This window comes from Pseudarthrobacter sp. GQ63 (assembly GCF_059758765.1).
The window spans coordinates 269,545-286,734 of record NZ_JCAXEF010000001.1 but is presented as its reverse complement, the minus strand read 5'-3'; the positions used below and the strand labels follow the sequence as shown (position 1 = coordinate 286,734).

The 17,190-nt window shown below is 64.7% G+C and carries 16 protein-coding genes; 11 read left to right on the top strand and 5 right to left on the bottom strand.

The window, feature by feature from the left end:
- The first annotated feature begins 78 nt into the window (after positions 1–78).
- The 11 genes from AC6CHP_RS01410 (at position 79) to asd (ending at position 10,479) form a co-directional block, all read left to right on the top strand.
- Complete coding sequence (locus AC6CHP_RS01410; RefSeq protein ID WP_377194798.1) at positions 79–2,328, top strand: RNA degradosome polyphosphate kinase; 2,250 nt, start codon at positions 79–81, stop codon at positions 2,326–2,328.
- An 11-nt stretch (positions 2,329–2,339) separates the two neighbouring features.
- On the top strand, positions 2,340–3,308 hold the full coding sequence (locus tag AC6CHP_RS01405; protein WP_188727409.1) for an NUDIX hydrolase: 969 nt from the start codon (positions 2,340–2,342) through the stop codon (positions 3,306–3,308).
- An 81-nt stretch (positions 3,309–3,389) separates the two neighbouring features.
- The gene (locus tag AC6CHP_RS01400; RefSeq protein WP_498227916.1) at positions 3,390–5,021 is read left to right on the top strand and encodes a hypothetical protein; all 1,632 of its coding nucleotides are present in this window, start codon (positions 3,390–3,392) and stop codon (positions 5,019–5,021) included.
- Positions 5,018–5,416, top strand: coding sequence for a GntR family transcriptional regulator (locus tag AC6CHP_RS01395; protein ID WP_498227914.1), 399 nt, complete (start codon positions 5,018–5,020; stop codon positions 5,414–5,416). Before AC6CHP_RS01400 ends, AC6CHP_RS01395 begins: the two co-directional genes overlap by 4 nt.
- 44 nt (positions 5,417–5,460) lie before the next feature.
- Positions 5,461–6,264: a thymidylate synthase gene (locus AC6CHP_RS01390; protein WP_188727404.1), complete on the top strand. Its 804-nt coding sequence runs from the start codon at positions 5,461–5,463 to the stop codon at positions 6,262–6,264.
- A complete protein-coding gene (locus tag AC6CHP_RS01385) occupies positions 6,261–6,845 on the top strand; it encodes a dihydrofolate reductase (protein ID WP_104184360.1) in 585 nt (194 codons plus the stop codon). Before AC6CHP_RS01390 ends, AC6CHP_RS01385 begins: the two co-directional genes overlap by 4 nt.
- A gap of 2 nt (positions 6,846–6,847) precedes the next feature.
- A complete protein-coding gene (locus AC6CHP_RS01380; protein ID WP_104184361.1) occupies positions 6,848–7,066 on the top strand; it encodes an NF038396 family protein in 219 nt (72 codons plus the stop codon).
- 102 nt (positions 7,067–7,168) lie between these two features.
- Complete coding sequence (locus tag AC6CHP_RS01375; protein WP_229675196.1) at positions 7,169–8,158, top strand: WXG100 family type VII secretion target; 990 nt, start codon at positions 7,169–7,171, stop codon at positions 8,156–8,158.
- Positions 8,159–8,181: 23 nt separating this feature from the next.
- Positions 8,182–8,823: a hypothetical protein gene (locus tag AC6CHP_RS01370; RefSeq protein WP_377194806.1), complete on the top strand. Its 642-nt coding sequence runs from the start codon at positions 8,182–8,184 to the stop codon at positions 8,821–8,823.
- Position 8,824: 1 nt separating this feature from the next.
- Positions 8,825–9,241 carry a hypothetical protein gene (locus AC6CHP_RS01365; protein ID WP_188809583.1) on the top strand — a complete coding sequence of 139 codons (417 nt, stop codon included), beginning with the start codon at positions 8,825–8,827 and terminating at the stop codon, positions 9,239–9,241.
- Positions 9,242–9,336: 95 nt separating this feature from the next.
- Positions 9,337–10,479, top strand: a complete 1,143-nt coding sequence (asd, locus tag AC6CHP_RS01360; protein ID WP_174176795.1) for an aspartate-semialdehyde dehydrogenase — start codon at positions 9,337–9,339, stop codon at positions 10,477–10,479.
- A gap of 655 nt (positions 10,480–11,134) precedes the next feature.
- Here the strand turns inward: asd and AC6CHP_RS01355 are convergent.
- From AC6CHP_RS01355 to AC6CHP_RS01335, 5 genes are all read right to left on the bottom strand, one after another.
- Entirely contained in the window at positions 11,135–11,728 is a 594-nt protein-coding gene (locus tag AC6CHP_RS01355) for a recombinase family protein (RefSeq protein ID WP_498227910.1), read from the bottom strand.
- Positions 11,729–11,972: 244 nt separating this feature from the next.
- The gene (locus AC6CHP_RS01350) at positions 11,973–14,210 is read right to left on the bottom strand and encodes an FtsX-like permease family protein (protein ID WP_498227908.1); all 2,238 of its coding nucleotides are present in this window, start codon (positions 14,208–14,210) and stop codon (positions 11,973–11,975) included.
- The gene (locus AC6CHP_RS01345; protein ID WP_498227906.1) at positions 14,207–14,920 is read right to left on the bottom strand and encodes an ABC transporter ATP-binding protein; all 714 of its coding nucleotides are present in this window, start codon (positions 14,918–14,920) and stop codon (positions 14,207–14,209) included. The genes AC6CHP_RS01350 and AC6CHP_RS01345 overlap by 4 nt, the downstream gene beginning before the upstream one ends.
- Positions 14,917–15,444, bottom strand: a complete 528-nt coding sequence (locus tag AC6CHP_RS01340) for a PadR family transcriptional regulator (RefSeq protein ID WP_498227904.1) — start codon at positions 15,442–15,444, stop codon at positions 14,917–14,919. The genes AC6CHP_RS01345 and AC6CHP_RS01340 overlap by 4 nt, the downstream gene beginning before the upstream one ends.
- A 796-nt stretch (positions 15,445–16,240) precedes the next feature.
- Positions 16,241–17,104 carry an AbiJ-NTD4 domain-containing protein gene (locus AC6CHP_RS01335; RefSeq protein WP_498227903.1) on the bottom strand — a complete coding sequence of 288 codons (864 nt, stop codon included), beginning with the start codon at positions 17,102–17,104 and terminating at the stop codon, positions 16,241–16,243.
- Positions 17,105–17,190 lie beyond the last annotated feature (86 nt).

Sequence of the window (17,190 nt, the reverse complement as noted above, 5' to 3'; positions counted from 1 at the left end):
ACTGATTGCTTGTAAGGTTGAAGCAGAACCCGCGCAGGCCGGAAGCGCCAGCATCAACCGCCAGGTAAAGGAGATGCCATGAACCCGGAACCTTCCGGAGCAGTCACGTCCCAGGACGTCGCAGTGCCGGTCCGCGCCCGCTTCGGCTCCTCGGAAGTCCCCGCCTCGCGCGCCACCCAGGACCGTATCGATATCCCGGAGTTTGCGCCAAACCTGCAACCGGAGGGCGACATCCGCCCGGACCGGTTCCTGGACCGTGAACTGAGCTGGCTCAGCTTCAACTCCCGCGTCCTGGAACTGGCGGAGGACCCCACACTCCACTTGCTTGAGCGCGTCAGCTTTCTGTCGATCTTTGCTTCCAACCTGGACGAGTTCTTCATGGTCCGGGTGGCTGGCCTGAAACGGCGCATCGCCACCGGCCTCGCAGTTCCCTCCCCCGCGGGCCTGAGCCCTGTTGAGGTGCTGGAGAGGATCAGCGGCGAAGCCCACAGGCTCCAGCAGCGGCACGCGCAGGTCTGGGCCGAACAGATCCGTCCGGCGCTGGCTTACGAACACATCCACCTCATGCACTGGGACGAGCTGGACGACGCGGCGCAGGAACAGCTGAGCGTGATTTTCCGCGAGAAGGTGTTCCCCATCCTCACGCCCCTGGCGGTGGACCCGGCGCACCCCTTCCCCTACATTTCCGGCCTCTCGCTGAACCTTGCCGTGGTGGTACGCAACCCTGTGAGCGACAAGGAACTCTTCGCCCGCGTCAAGGTGCCGGACCAGCTGCCGCGCCTGATGTCCATCGACGGTCCGCGCGCCGGGGCCGTGGCCGGACGCGTGGCGCGCTTTATTGCGCTTGAGGAAGTCATCGCGGTCCACCTGGACAAGCTGTTCCCCGGGATGGAGGTCCTGGAGCACCACAGCTTCCGCGTCACCCGGAACGAGGACGTGGAAGTGGAAGAGGATGACGCCGAAAACCTCCTCCAGGCCCTCGAGAAGGAACTCCTGCGCCGCCGGTTCGGCCCGCCCGTCCGGCTGGAGGTCACCAACGACATCAACCCGAACATCCGCGCGCTGCTGATCCGCGAGCTCGGCGTCGAGGAATCCGAGGTCTATTCCGTCCCGGCCCCCCTGGACCTCCGGGGACTCTCCGTGATCGCCGGCATTGACCGCGCCGACCTTCACTACCCGAAGCACGTTCCGCATACGTCGCGGTACCTGAACGAGTCTGAGACGTCCAAGGCCGCCAACGTGTTCGCCGCCATGCGCCGCCGGGACATCCTGCTCCACCACCCCTATGACTCGTTTTCCACCTCGGTGCAGGCGTTCCTGGAACAGGCCGCCGCCGATCCCAAGGTGCAGGCCATCAAGCAGACCCTGTACCGCACGTCCGGCGACTCCCCCATCGTCGACGCCCTGATCGACGCAGCCGAGGCCGGAAAGCAGGTCCTGGCCCTGGTGGAGATCAAAGCCCGGTTCGATGAGCAGGCGAACATCTCCTGGGCCCGGAAGCTGGAACAGGCCGGCGTGCACGTGGTGTACGGCATTGTTGGCCTCAAGACGCACTGCAAGCTCTCGCTCGTGGTGCGCCAGGAGGTTGACGGGCTGCGGCGCTACTGCCACATCGGCACAGGCAACTACCACCCCCGCACCGCCCGCTACTACGAGGACCTGGGCCTCCTGACCGCCAACGAGCAGGTGGGCGAGGACCTGTCCAAGCTCTTCAACCAGCTCTCCGGTTACGCCCCCAAGTCCACGTTCAAGAGACTGCTGGTGGCGCCGCGTTCCGTCCGTTCAGGGCTGATCGACCGGATTGAGACCGAAATCCGCAATGCCCGCGCGGGAATCCCCGGCCTTGTGCAGATCAAGGTCAACTCCATGGTGGACGAGGCCATCATCGATTCCCTCTACCGCGCCTCGCAGGCGGGAGTAAAGGTTGACGTGGTGGTCCGCGGTATCTGCTCGCTCCGCCCCGGGGTGCCCGGGCTCAGCGACAACATCACCGTCCGGTCCATCCTGGGCAGGTTCTTGGAGCACTCCCGGGTGTTCGCCTTCGCCAACGGCGGGGATCCCGTGGTGTACATCGGCTCGGCTGACATGATGCACCGCAACCTTGACCGCAGGGTGGAGGCCCTGGTCCAGCTGTCCAGCACCGACGACATCAACTACGTCCTTGACCTGCTGCGGCGCTACATGGCCCCCGAAGCCTCCAGCTGGCACCTGGACAAGGAAGGCGTCTGGACCCGGCACCACCTCTCCGACGACGGCAAGCCCCTTGAGGATGTCCAGTCCTGGCTGCTGGCGTCCCGCCCCCGGCAGCGCAGCCTGAGCCGGCGTTAAGGGCTCCTGTTTTGTCGAGCGATGCACTCGTAGCAGACCAGACAGACCACCCGGGGGAACCAGTAGCCGTTACGGCTGCCGGCGCCGTGCCGTGGCGCGTGGTCAAGGACAAGCTTGAAGTCCTGCTGATCCACCGGCCGCGCTACGACGACTGGTCCTGGCCCAAGGGCAAGATCGACGACGGCGAAACCATCCCCGAGTGCGCGGTCAGGGAGGTCCAGGAGGAAATCGGGCTCACCGCCCAACTGGGCATTCCGCTGCCGCCCATCCACTACCACGTGGCCTCCGGCCTCAAAGTGGTCTATTACTGGGCCGTCAAGGCTAACGGGGCAAGGCTCCTTCCCGACGGCAAGGAGGTGGACAGCATCATGTGGTGCGCCCCCGAAAAGGCCGCTTCGCTGCTGTCCAACCCCTCCGACGTCGTGCCGCTGCAGTACCTGCAGGAAGCCCACGGGCGCGGGCACCTGGACACGTGGCCGCTCCTGGTGCTCCGCCATGCCAAGGCAAAACCGCGCTCCTCCTGGAGCAAGGCCGAAGGCGAGCGGCCCCTGGCCGCCACGGGGACACGGCAGGCGCAGGCGGTAAGCCGGCTCCTGCACGCCTGGAAACCGCTTCGGGTGGTGACCAGCCCCTGGCTGCGGTGCGCCGCAACCGTCGCACCCTACGCCAAGGTGGTTGGTGCCAAGGTGAAGCTCGCCGAGGCGCTGACCGAGCACCGGCACGCCCGCAGCCCGAAGAAGACGGCCGCCGTCATTGAAGCCCTTTTCGACAAGCAGCGCGCGGTGGCTGTCTGCACGCACCGCCCGGCACTGCCCACCGTGTTCGGGCAGCTCGCGGAGCACATGCCGCAGCACCTGAGGGCACTCCTGCCGGGGAAGGAGCCCTACCTGTCCCCCGGCGAGCTGGTGGTGTGCCATGTGGCTCCCGGCGGTAAGCGGCGGATCGTGGCGGTGGAGCAGTTCAAGCCTTTTGACGACTAGGAACGGCCCTGCCGTTGCGCTTGACCCCCGGCGCTTTGTATCAAAGACTTAGTACATTGATGCACAATTCTGGGGGATGACGTGCCGTTTACCGATGCAGCTCTTTTCAGCAATGTTCCGCCCATGGCCGTGGTGTGGCCCTTTCTGCTGGCGGCCGGCAGCTACCTCCTGCTTCGGTGGGTCATCTGGGGACCGGGCAGCGGGTCCGCTGCCACTGCCTCCCAGCACGCATTCTGGGTGGGGATCATGGGGTGGCTGGCCAGCTCCCTCCAACCGGCCGGAAACGCCGGCATCCTTCACGTCAATCCGGTCTCGCAGCCGCTTATCAGCACCGCAGCCATCGTGCCCGCCCTGGCCTGGCCGGTACTCGGGTGCCTGGCCGTGCACGCCATCGGCCAGCTGAGTTATCCCGGCCCCCGGCTCCCCCGGCGCCAGGCGGACCTGGAAGTGCGGCGGGTCCGGGACTTCCTGCCCCGGCCACTCGCCTGGACCGTCCTTGCGGTGTTTGCAGGGACCGCCCTGCAGATCGGCTGGATGGCCACGCTTCCCGGCTACGATCCGGTCCCCTACCGCTCCCTCCCCGACCCCGTCCACACCTATGTGACGTCTGGCGGCGACGGCCGGGTCCCCGGCATCGAACTGGCTTCCTACCTCGGCCCTGCCCTCCTTGTCCTGGCAGTGGGAACCTGGCTGGTGCTGGTGCTGATCACGCGGCGCCGCCGGCTTGAGGCGCTGGACACCGAGGAGAACAACCTCCTCAGGACCATTGCCATGAACAGGTTGCTCCGGACCGTGGCCACCATAGCCTCGGGCCTGGCGGCCATCGCGGGCAACCACGCAGCACGGCCCGATCCTTCCCTTGTTGCCGGCGGATGGATCAACGCGGCCGGGGCGGTAAACCTCGCAATCCTGCTGGCCATGTGGTGGTGGGCGCCGCCCAAGCTCCCCGCGGTCCAGGCAGACGGCGGCGGGCCGGAACCCCGTGAACCGGCAGCGGCCTCCCACCCCGCCGCCCGGCTCTGCATGTCCCTGGGCGCAGCCCTGGGGCTTGCCGCTTTTGTCCCCGTCCTGGTGGCGGTGATCATTCCGGGGGCCGTGACGGGGCATCCCGCCCTGGTGGTGGCCATGGCCGCCGCGCCCGTCCTGCTGGTCACGGCCGCAGGGGAACTGCTGATCCAGCGCAACTACGGAACCCTCGAAGCGCCGCGGGAGTGGCCGCGGCAGCCCGTCAGCCCGGCCCTGCTCACCACCGGCATCGCAGCCCTCACCATACTGGCCGCAGCCGTCGTCGTGACTGCCTCCGTCCAACCGGACCTTGGCATCCTGCCGACGTGGGCTCCAACCCTGTGGGCGTGCGCTGCCGTGGCGCTCCTCGCAGGCGTCCCCCTGGCTGCCGCGAAAAGCCGGGAAGGCATTCCGACGACGGTCCCCGGGCTGGACGCCGCGCTTCGCGCCATCACCGTGCACAGGGTGGTCCGGACGCTTGCGGCCTGTTTCATGGTGCAGGCCGGGGTGCTGCTGCTGTCAGCGGGGCCGGACATACAGCGGGCACTGGACCTGGAACCTGCCTCCTGGGCTTGGGCCTGGGATGCGGCCCCCTTCACCGGTGTGCTGTTGTGCACTGCGGGGATCGTCATTGCCGTGATTCCCGTGCGCAGCTTCGCCCGCACCACAGCCTCAGGCCGCACTTCTGCGAAGGAACCGGCCACATGAGTGCCGGGATTACCGTGGACCTGCGCTCCCCAACACCTCCCTACGAACAAATACGCTCGCAAATCAGCTCCCTGATCGCGTTGGGTGCACTCGCCCCAGGGAGCCGCCTGCCTACTGTCCGCAGCCTCGCGGCCGACCTTGGCATCGCAGCGGGCACCGTTGCCCGGGCCTACAAGGAGCTGGAGGCTGCCGGGCTCGTGGATTCCCGGCGGCGGGGCGGGACAGTCGTTGCCGCACCAGCCGCCGGAAGGCCGGGCAGCCGCGGGACGGTGCCCGTCCCTGCATCGGTGCAGGCCGCCGTCGACCATTACATCGCAGCCGGCCGGGCAGCCCACCTGAGCGACGAAGTTCTGCTGGATGTGTTGCGCGGCAAGCTGGGAAGGGACGCAAGGTGACACGGACACGCAGCCTCCCCGCGTTGTCCCAGTAGACTTGAGCCGTGAGCATCCCAACGCCTTATGAAGACCTCCTGCGCGATGTCCTGGCCTCCGGCACGCACAAATCGGACCGCACGGGCACCGGAACCACCAGCGTTTTCGGACGCCAGATCCGCTTTGACCTGGCCAAGGGTTTCCCGCTGATCACCACCAAGCGGGTCCACTTCAAGTCCGTGGCCGTGGAGCTCCTGTGGTTCCTGCGCGGTGAGACCAACGTGAAATGGATGCAGGACCAGGGCGTCACCATCTGGAACGAATGGGCCGATGCCGACGGCGACCTCGGGCCGGTCTACGGCGTCCAGTGGCGCAGCTGGCCCACCCCGGATGGCGGCCACATCGACCAGATCGCGGAGCTGATCGAGAACCTCAAGTCCAACCCGGACTCACGCCGGCACGTGGTGTCCGCCTGGAATGTCTCCGAACTGCAGGACATGGCGCTGCCCCCGTGCCACGCCTTCTTCCAGTTCTACGTGGCGGACGGCAAGCTGTCCTGCCAGCTGTACCAGCGCTCCGCGGACATGTTCCTGGGCGTGCCGTTCAACATTGCCTCCTACGCACTGCTCACCTGCATGGTGGCCCAGCAGGTGGGGCTGGAGCCCGGTGAGTTCATCTGGACCGGCGGAGACGTCCACATCTACGAAAACCACATGGACCAGGTCCTCAAGCAGCTGGAGCGCGAGCCCTACGAGTACCCGCAGCTGAAAATCACGCGGAAACCCGACTCGATCTTCGACTACACGCTGGAAGACTTCGACGTGGTGGGTTACAAGCACCACCCCACCATCAAGGCGCCGATCGCCGTATGAGCACCGAAAACTCCACGGATCCACAGTCTTTCACCGAAGAACTTGCCGCCTCGATCACCGGCGTGGGCCTCATTTGGGCGCAGACCCCGGACGGCGTCATCGGCAAGGACGGGGACATGCCCTGGCACCTTCCCGAAGACCTCAGGCACTTCACCCGGCTGACCACCGGGCACCCGGTCATCATGGGCCGGAAGACGTGGCTGTCCTTCCCGGACAAATACCGTCCTCTCCCCGGGCGCACCAATATCGTCATCACCCGCCAGAAAAGCTGGGCCGATACACCTGAGGCGGAGGGCGCCGTCGTGGTTCCTTCCCTGGACGACGCCCTGCTGGAATCGCAGTTCGTGGACGGCGGCGACACTGTCTGGATCCTCGGCGGCGGCGAGATTTTCCGCCAGTCAACGGAGCTGGCCAACGTCGCGGTGGTCACCACCATCGACGTGGAGGCCGACGGCGACACATTCGCCCCCGAGCTTGGCACCAGTTGGGAGGCGGCTGCGTCCGTCCCTCCGGACGGCTGGCTGACGGCAGGGAACGGCACGCGCTACAGATTCACCAAATGGTCAAGGACTGAGGGCTAGGAATGTTGAAGAAACCGGAAACCCTCTTTGTGCTGGGCTACATGCTGCTCCCGCTCCTGGCCCTCCTGTCCGCAATTGTTGGGCTCACCATGATTCTGGGCGGCAACAAGATCGCAGGAGCCATCGTGCTGGTGGTGGTTACGCAGGTCTTCGCGTTCGGCGCCTTCTTCGCGCTGCGTGCACGCAAGGCCGCCGTGCTGGAGGACTCCGACCGCAGGTAGCGCCTGCGATGGGGAGACCACCCCATCGCGCCCGTCCCGGGTTGTTACTAGGCTGGGCCTGCAGCGTCAGGGACCGCTGTAAAAAAGATTGGGGGATGCCTGGTGGCAGGAAATTTGTGGGGCGCCGATGTTGACCAGCTGCGCACATTGGCACGGCAGTTCAGCAAGACCGCTGACCTGCTGCTGCAGCAGTCCACGCAGCTGAGCGGTCAGATCAACAACACCCCGGCCTGGAAGGGCCAGGACGCCGAGCACTTCCGTTCAGACTGGAACGGCAGCCACCGGGCACTCCTGCAGAAGACTGCGGCGCGCCTGAAGCAGGAATCAAAGCTCCTGCTCACCAACGCCGAGGAACAGGACAAGGCGAGCAGCGCCGCCGGGCCTGGCGGGACCGGCGTGCCGGGACCGGGCGGACCCGCCACGGGTGTGCCGGGCAGCGTCGGCAGCCAGGGCACAGGCCGCCCAGGGGGGGCTAATCCGTGGGGACCGGACTGGCTCGCGGACCCGGATTCCGCGTTCCGCGACGGCTGGGACATCTACAACCTGACCAAGGCCTTCCCCAACCTGCGTGCCGGCCTGTTCGATCTTGGCGCTTTTATCGGCAAAGCGGACTCTGTCGCCGAATTCTTCTCCAAGGACTTCCGCGAGGTCGCCAGGGCATTCCAGGATTCGAACCTCCTGAGCCAGTACTTCAACACGTCCTCGGAATTGTTTGACGGCAGGTGGGATACAGCCCTGAACCTTGTCGACGGCGGCAAGGCCGCCACGTTCTTCGAGGTGGGCGGAAAAGTCCTCGGAGGAGTCGGTGTTGGCCTTGACCTGCTGGACACGGTCAACAACATCAGCGAAGGGGACGCCGGAGGGGCCGTTTATTCGGGCATCAAGGCAGGACTGGGCGTGGCAAGTTTCGCTCCGCCACCGGTGGGAACGGCAGCCATGGTGGCCTCCGGCGCCCTCGCCATTTATGACAACGTTCCGGTCGTCAAGGAAACAGTGAACGCCATCGGAGGATCCATCGCCGACGGCGCCGAGGCAGCCTGGGAAGGCGCCGGAGACGCGGCCGACAAGGTCGGTGACTTCTTTGGGTTCTGAGTACACAACGAGAGGCATTGACGATGACTGAAACCCCAACGGAACCAACAGCCGTACCGGACGCGCTCGGTTTTGGTTTTGCTGAGATCGCCACCCTGGCCAGCCTCCGCCGCGGGGAAGCCTCCGTGTTGAGTGCTGAGGCGCTGCGCGTGGGCAGCTATCTGGACAATACCGACATGATCAGCGCCGGTGCCTCGTCGCTGGTGGCCCGTGGCCTTGCTACAGCCGAGACGGATGGGAAGCTCGCCGTAGCAGGTCCCACCGCAGCCGTCGCCACGGCGCTCTCTTCCGCTACGCGCCGGATGGAGATCTCGTTGCTCACCGCGGAAGGCGGTGACAGCGTCATCGGAGTGGAAAGCCCAGACATCCAACTGCTCTTCCAGCCTCGCGCCTACTTCACGTGGTGGGCCATGGCACAGCGCCCTGATGTTAGCGCCGCCGAAGCCAACCTGATGGTCATCAAGCAGCACCTGCGCGAGAACCCCCAGGGCGGCGCCACGGTGCGCCGCCGCGAGGACGCCACCGGCCAAACCCTCTATGTAAAGAAGGGTGAGGGCTCGTGGACCGTCGGCACCTCCAACCGCGGGCAGGAAGACATCTCCGAAACCACGGGGCTCGATGACGCCGCGCTCCTTGCCCAGATCCGCACCATCCGTCAGGACTGATATGACATTCGACCGTGACCGCGAACGCCGCAACGACGACGTATATGCCGAACACAAGGCAGCCATCGCCCGGGGCGAAAAACGCGTCCTGCGAAAGACGGATACCGGTGAGCTGCACAGTTACCCCAGCGATGAAATCGGCTTTTCGCCCGGCCGCGGACAGGTCCAGGTGAGGTCCTGGTGGGGCATGGGAATCCTTACAGCCGTTCTGGGGCTTTTGTTCCTTGCCTCCTGGGTAATACTGCTCATGCCCTTGGCGCAGGGTGAGCCGCCGTTTTGGGCGGCACTTATCCTTGCTGCCTTGGCGGGGCTGGGCGGCTGGTACACCTTTGGGCTGGCCCGTGACGAGCACCGTGCCGCCCAGGTGCGTCAACAGCGGGGCGCCCCCGAACCGGGTGCAGGCCACGTGTCCCAATGACCACGGGCCAGTAGCCAAAGGTGCGGAGAAGGTACTCCAGCCGGTAGTGACGTAACCGACTGCGCGCTGCCGGAACGGAAGTCTAAACTGTACGAATGACTACAGCAGCTACCCCTTCCGTCGGCCTGGTCGGATGGCGCGGCATGGTCGGTTCCGTCCTCATGCAGCGCATGCAGGATGAGGGCGACTTCGCCAACATCAACCCGGTGTTCTTCTCCACTTCCAACGCGGGAGGTGCCGCGCCGTCTTTCGCTGGAACAGCAGGAGGCAGCGCCGGCAAGCTCGAGGACGCGTTCGACGTCGATACCCTGGCGAAGCTGCCCATTATCGTCACCGCCCAGGGCGGGGACTACACCAAGCGCGTGCACACCGAGCTCCGCAGCCGCGGCTGGGACGGCCTCTGGATCGATGCCGCCTCCACCCTGCGCATGAACGACGATTCCATCATCGTGCTGGACCCGATCAACCGCGATGTCATCGATAAGGGCCTGGTCAACGGGACCAAGGACTTCATCGGCGGCAACTGCACCGTCTCCTGCATGCTCATGGGCCTCGGCGGCCTGTTCAAGAACAACCTCGTGGAGTGGGGCACCTCCATGACCTACCAGGCGGCCTCCGGCGGCGGGGCACGGCACATGCGCGAGCTGCTCAGCCAGTTCGGCACGCTCAACGCCGAGGTCAGCACGGAACTGGACGATCCGGCGTCGGCCATCCTGGACATCGACCGCAAGGTCCTGGCCCACCAGCGCACCGACATCGACGCCACCCAGTTCGGCGTTCCGCTGGCCGGATCGCTGATCCCCTGGATCGACGCGGACCTGGGCAACGGGCAGTCCAAGGAGGAATGGAAGGCCGGGGTCGAAACCAACAAGATCCTAGGCACCTCCGAGGACAACCACGTGGTCATGGACGGGTTGTGCGTGCGCATCGGTGCCATGCGGTCCCACTCCCAGGCTCTGACGCTCAAGCTGCGCGAGGACCTCCCGGTCGCCGAGATCGAGAAGCTCCTCGCCGAGGACAACCAGTGGGCCAAGGTGGTTCCCAATACCAAGGAAGCCTCCATGGCGGACCTGACCCCGGTGGCGGCCTCCGGCACGCTGGACATCCCCGTGGGCCGCATCCGCAAGATGGAGATGGGTCCGGAGTACATCAGTGCCTTCACCGTGGGCGACCAGCTCCTTTGGGGCGCTGCCGAGCCGCTGCGCCGCATGCTCAACATCGCCACCGGGAACCTGTAACCCGTATCAGCAGCGCTCACGAACGGCCCTGCCCCGCATGAACGGTCCTGCCCAGCACCGTTCGTGCGGGGCAGGGCCGTTCTGCTGTCAGGCTGACATTCTCCGGGAGCGCTCCGCCATGGCCATGATGCGGCGGTTGAGCTCCATGGGCCGGTCCAGGTGCTTCCATCCGAGCCGAAGGAATCTCAATGATGTTGTCAACGGATTCCTGCGGGTCGGTCAGCGGGGGGTCCTCTCTCGGTCGGCGCTCCTGGGTAGGGCTCGCGGGACTTCTGTTTGCTCATGGTTGTGTTCCTTCCAAGTGGGCGGGGGCGGCTCGTGGTGACCGGCCAGCTTCCCTTCTCCCCCGGTTGTTTTTTGCCTGCTGGCGGAGCAACGCGTAGCTGTGCCCGACGGAGCCGGGGCAACCCGAAGGGCAAGCAGCGGATGGGTTGTGGGAGGAAATAAGCGAAGCGCCGACACAAGGCATCGGCTGCGCAGCCGTCCGCAGGACGGTTGAGCCGGTGGAGCGGGCACGTACGATCCGCAGGACAGCAGCAAAAAACAGAAAAACGCTTCTACAGCCCGAGCGAAGCGAGGACCGATCCCCTAACCCAAGCGCCAGATAGGCGAGGCTGGGAAACAGGGCTCCCCGTCATCCGCCGTTGAGGAGCACCTACACGTGTTCTTGGCGTGCAGCGAGGGCCAGCTGGTGCCGGTAAAGCGTTGCACGGCTCCAGCCCACAAGCCGGGCGGCATCTTCCGCGGTGCGTCCCTTCGCGCGGGCGTCCTGGACGATGGCCAACTTGTCCGCGATGACGGCCGGGTCGGACACCGGCCGGCCGAAGCGTGTCCCGTTCTGCCTGGCAGCTGCGATGCCGGCGTTAACCCGCTCGACGATCAACTCGCGCTCATACTCGGCGAGGGTGGCGAGCATGTTCAGCATCAGCCGGCCCGTCGAGGTCGCCGGGTCGATGCCGTCCGAAATAGATCGGACATGGACGCCGCGGTCACGCAGCAGGGTCACCGTGTTGAGCACATCGATCAGCGACCGACCCAAGCGGTCGACTCGCCACACCACGACGGTGTCACCCTCCTCGGCGTACTCGAGGAGCCTTTTCATTCCGGGCCGCTTGATTGCAGTCTTGCTACCCGAAGTCACGTCAGCGAAGACGTCGCGTTTTTGCACACCGGCGGCGATCAGCGCGTCCAGCTGCAGTTGGGCATCCTGACTGGAAGTACTGACACGCGTATATCCCAGATGTCTCACACGGCCATTCTGACTCGAACTCTCCCGGACTCCCAGGTGAGAGGGTATTTCTGGGTTCGATGGAGCGCAGCCTCTTTGGTTCTAAGCCTCGGCCGGCGTCAGTTGCAGTAGGACACTGGGTCCGGCCGCGACAATGAGTGCCGGATCCCAGGCACGCGCGGTTTCAACCTGTTCTTGAAATCCTTCCTTTCCGAGAAGACCTAGTTGCTGGTTTCCCCATGCTGGTTTCATCCAGACTGCGGTTTCATTCAAAGCGTGTAGCCGTCATTGGGGTGGTGCCCCGGATGAAAACGAATGTCGCGGTGACCGCTCCAAGGGCCAGGAACAGGCTGAGTCCCAGGGCCATGAAGTAGTCGGGCGCCGGCCAGGTCATCCGATAGGCATCGTTGATGCCGGTCACCATCAGCCAGGCCACGAGGAATCCGAGGCCGACCGAGAGCAGCAGGACAGTCAGGAGCGGGACTGCTGCTTCACGGGTAATGATCCGGCGCATGACAGAGCCCGGCATTCCCATCAGCCGCATAAGTCCGAGAACTCTCTTCCGGTCCAGAACGGCAGAGGCGGTAGCAACAGCCAAAGACAAGCCGGCGATTGCGATCGCGACAAACATTCCCAGATAGGCGAGCACCGCCAGGCCCTGAATCAGGCGGGTACTGGACTGCAGTTTGAAGTCCACCGGAGAGGCAGCCGGGACGGCAGTGATGCCTGAACTGTCTAGTGCTGTCCGGGCACGGTCCATAGCCTCGGGCGTCCCGTCGGTGCTGATGAGAATCACGACCGGCACCAGGTCATCCAACCCGGTAGCGGGCGCCGGGGTGAGTGCCAATGGCTGGGTTGTCCAATAGTAGAGAAACGAGGCATCAACGGTGACGGTCTCTACTACCGGGATGTCCTCGAACCCGAGCCCGGCGGCGTCCGCGGCGCGAAGGTAAATTTCCGAGCCGGAATCCCTTTGAGACAGGGCTGCCGGGCCGTAGCCGACGGTGGCGCTGCGGATCCCGGGCAGTTCCCTGGCCTGACGGGCGGCCTCCATGGCCTGGGCAGGAGTGTGTCCGGTGCCCACGGTCGCATGGAGGCTGGTGGGCTGGAGCAGACCGGGCCAGGCCGGACGCTCCTCAGTGGACTCGATGATGCTGGATCCTCCCGCGAAGACGGAGACGACGAACACGGCGATCACGAGCCCTGATACGGAACGGAAGGTTGCCACTGGCGTTTTCTGGATCCGGCTGGCGGCGATGACTCCCGCCGCACTCCGCGCCCTACGCAGCCCGATCCGGCTGACCAGTCGGGTCAGCCAAGGGCCGATCACCACAAGGCCGACGAGGACCAGAAGAAAACCGCCGATAAGGAGCGGTGATTCCAGCCACGTCAGCCGCACCTCCAAGACCCTGATCATAAGTACGGCCGTGATCATGGCGGCCAGACCGGCCAGCAGGGGCACGGTCCGCCACATGGTGGGTGTTTTTTCGTGCACAGTCCTCGTCACGCCCAGCGGGCCAATGCCTGCGCGGGCAGTGCGGTGCGCGGCAACGAGTGCCGAGGCCGCGACCACCACGCCGCCGACGACGACGGCCGCCGCCCAGCCGGTTGTCAGGTCGGCAGCGAACATCCTAGTGCCGTTGACGGGTATCTGCGCGGCAGCCGGCCTGAGCACGATGGCCAGCACGACGCCCAGCACTGCCCCGATCAGACTGGGGACGGCGGTTTCGACGGCGGCGATGCGAGAGAGTGTCCGTGGGGGTGCGCCAATGAGGCGTAGGGTCGCGAAGCGTTCCCGGCGCTGGGCAGCGCCTAGGCCGGTGACAATGCTGATCAGCAGCAGCACGGGGAAGAACACCGCAATGGCCCCGATGGACAGCACCGTGTTGTAGGCGGCAGCGCTGCCACCATAAGGGTTGGTCGTGAAGTCTGACACCAGGGACGCTCTCCCGGACTGGCGGAGTTCGGCTTCCGTGGCGCCGGTGATGACGATCAGGGAATCCGGTCCGGGCAGGGCAGCATCGTCAATCGTGCCCGCAAACGTCCCGTAACGATCGCCAAGCTGGTCCCGTGGCGTTGACTCGATCAGTCGCTGCAGCGCCGGTGACGCGTAGTAGCGGCCAGGTTCCGGAGGGGCGCCGATACCGGGGATCTTGACGGTAGTCGACCCCAGGGCAGCGACGTCACGGCGGTTAATCAGCTGGTTGCGGAAGACCTCCCCCGGGTTGGCTTCCATGAGCACCGTGCTGGTTGTCAGCGGCACCGGTGTTGCCGGCCCTGAAACGACGGCCGGGTCGTCCACTGCCGTCGGGCTGGACATTGATGGGCTGCCCATTTCGCGCAGCCACGCACCCCGGTCATCGCGGGCGCCCAGGCCGTTGGCGCCGCCCCACAGTAGCAGCAGGAGGCACACTCCGACGGCAACTCCTCCGGCGATTCCGGCGAGCCTGCCGTAGGCGGACCGGCTGCCGACGATTGCAAGTTTAAGCAGCCCAGGATTCATGCCGACACCCGGTAGCCGGCGCCGATTGCGCCGTCGCGCACGATGATTTCCCGGTCCGCATACGCGGCGGTGCGGGCATCGTGGGTAATCATCACCACAGTGGTGCCCGCTTCGCGGACAAGCTCGAGCATAAGAGTCAGCACGTTCTCTGATGCGAGAGAATCCAGCGAACCCGTGGGCTCATCGGCGAACAACACGGCAGGGGACGTCACCAATGCCCGGGCAACGGCGACGCGCTGGGCCTGGCCTCCGGAAAGTTCACCGGGCAGCTTAGCGCCCAGCCCGTCCAAACCGAGGCGGTCCAGCAAGTCCCTGGAGAGGCGCAACGCCTCCGGCCGCCGGGTCCCGGCCAAGAGCAACGGGATGCTGACATTATCCACCGCAGTGAGCTCCGGCAGCAGCTGGCCGAACTGAAAGACGAACCCGAAATCGGTCAGCCGCAGCCGGGCCCGTTCCGGCTCCCGGAGCGCACTAGTCATCACGGGGGCCCGCCCGCCGGGACGGTAGGTCACCGAACCGCCGTCGGGGACAAGAACACCGGCCAGGCAGTGCAGCAGTGTGGACTTTCCGGATCCGGACGGGCCCATGACGGCGAGTACTTCCCCTGCATGAACGTCGAGGTCGATGCCCCGCAATGCCTCGGTCTGCCCGAAGGAGTGGTGCAGGCCGCAGGCACTGAGGATGGGTGCAGCGGTGTCATTGGTGCTCATGCGCTCTGGAGCTCCTTCTTGAGTTGGGTCAGGCGGGCGCTGGTGAGGTCGATCCAGCGAAGGTCAGCTTCGATGTGGAACAGGCCGTGGTCGCACATCAGGACCCGTAGCAAGTCCGCGTCCTTCTTCAGCCGGGTCAGTTCACGCATGCGGGCCATGTGTTCGCTGCGCTGCACATCAAGCAGCCGGTCGGCGTCGTCGTCGAGCAGCAAGGCGATCACGGTCTTGGCAAACAGGTTGCTTTGCAAGGACTCCGAGGGAACGTCGGGAGTGAACAGCCACTCGCGCACCCTGTCCTGGCCGGCAACGGTAATCTCGTACTTCTTGCGGTCCGGACCGCCGCCGGTCTCCTCACCCAGTGCCCGGATCAGCTCGTCACGGACCATTCGGGCCAGCGTGGAATATATCTGCCCGAAGGCCAAGGACTTTCCGGCTCCGAAGTAGCGGTCATAGGAGTGCTTGAGGTCGTAGCCGTAGCTCGGCTCGCGACTCAGGAGGCCCAGCAGGGTGAGGGAGTTGTTCACACCTCAATCTATACACTGAGTGCATAGTGTGACGCCAGCTTCGCATCTACTGGATCTGGTCGTGCCGCGGCCCGGACGCAAGGAGAAGGAAGGGCCGCGAGTCCCGGCAGTCATTCCCAAGTCCCACCGGGGCCTGGACGGAGTCCCCTTGGTTTGAGTGCAGAGGACTTCTGATATTCAGTGCAGACGACTCCTGAAAATGACAGCTGACCAAGCGGCACTACGAGGACTATTGGCTCGAAAAGCCCCTCAAGGACCGCCGTTGAGACAATTTACGGTGAGAGGCGTTTCCGAGACGGCGACAGATGCCGGTTTTTCACCTGCGCCGGAGCTTCTCGCGCTGCCCGCACCCGTGTCTTGAGAAGCTGTTAGTTATGAGACGCGTCGGAGTAGCTCCTGGCCGCTGCGGTACTCCCGAGGTATCCCTTTATCGACATGGCATTCGCCGTTAAGGGAAATTGTGCTTCAATGGTCACATCTTTCACAGACCCCCTTGGGCCATGGGGGAGTGTTGTAGCCGTAGCGCTATACCTGATCTCACTCGGGATTTCGATGATTCTTTCAGTCCGAAACGTTGAGAAAGGGGGAACGCCTATGACCACATGCGCAGCTTGGATTTCAAGCCAGTCCGGAAATATCGCCGCAGGCATGGCAGCAACACTCCTCCTAGGGAGGCGCCGCATTAACTGCCGTACTCATGCCTAACGTTCCGCTGTTGATGCATCGGATCGAGGTCCTTGCGTTGGCAGCGCATGAGAAGGCGACCACCCAGGGAAAGTGACTGTGTGACCGCAAGCTAGTTGAGAAGGCCTTTTTTGCGCCCCTCCTCAATAAGGTACGAAACAAACGCAGAGCACACGACGAGGACGTACTTGGCAAGAGTCTGGTCGGCGTTTGCCGCTTCGATACCCGCATGTCGGATGCCATCTGCATCTGAGGTCCAGCCGTACATTTTCGACCAAGCGCTTCTAAGGGCGGGATGGATAGTTAGACCTGCAGCTTCCAGTTTGCCCAGTCCGGCTCCGAGAGTGCCTTCTCCGGTTACCTTCTTGATAACGGATTCGACCGCGGAGATCGACTCCTTAATTGAGTTGGGATAGTCGGGATTTTGCCTGTCAGCGAGCAACTCGACAGCTCGATCCAGAGCATGTCGCGCTCCTGCGATGCTTTCGGTATCTTCTTGGGCGCTCACCACAGCTTCCGATTCTGCGGTCGAGTCAACCGGCGTAACTTCATTACCAATAAATCGGTAGCCGACGAGATAACGCTCGAAGCTGTTGTTGAACGCCTCCGCGACGATGGACCGAAGGTCCGTGCTGGCGTGTGTCTCGTAGCGGTCGAGATACTTGACGACCGCTTCAACCAAGTCGAGCACCTCATACCAATCAGCGCTGATGATTGAGGACTTGATGTCTGCCCACACCTGCCCGTCACTCCTCATTTCGTCGCGAGGTCTCTTAAATTCCCAAGCCCACACGGCCTCCAAGAGGCGTCTCTCAGTGGTGTCGGTCCGATAGGTCTCCTCGGCGATATTTCGTAGGATTTCACGAAGGATCACAAGGACGTTCCAAAGCTCGGTGCGGGTCTCCATGTCTAGATCGTCGCGCTGGATGAACGAGCGTGCGGCGCGCAGTCCCATGCGTTCAGCGAAGGAAGTCATGTAGCCAGACTACTGAGCGGTGGCGACACGAGCCTTCTGCACGAGGTGGCACGCGCCCTGAGTGCGGCGAAAGGGGTTAGCACTCC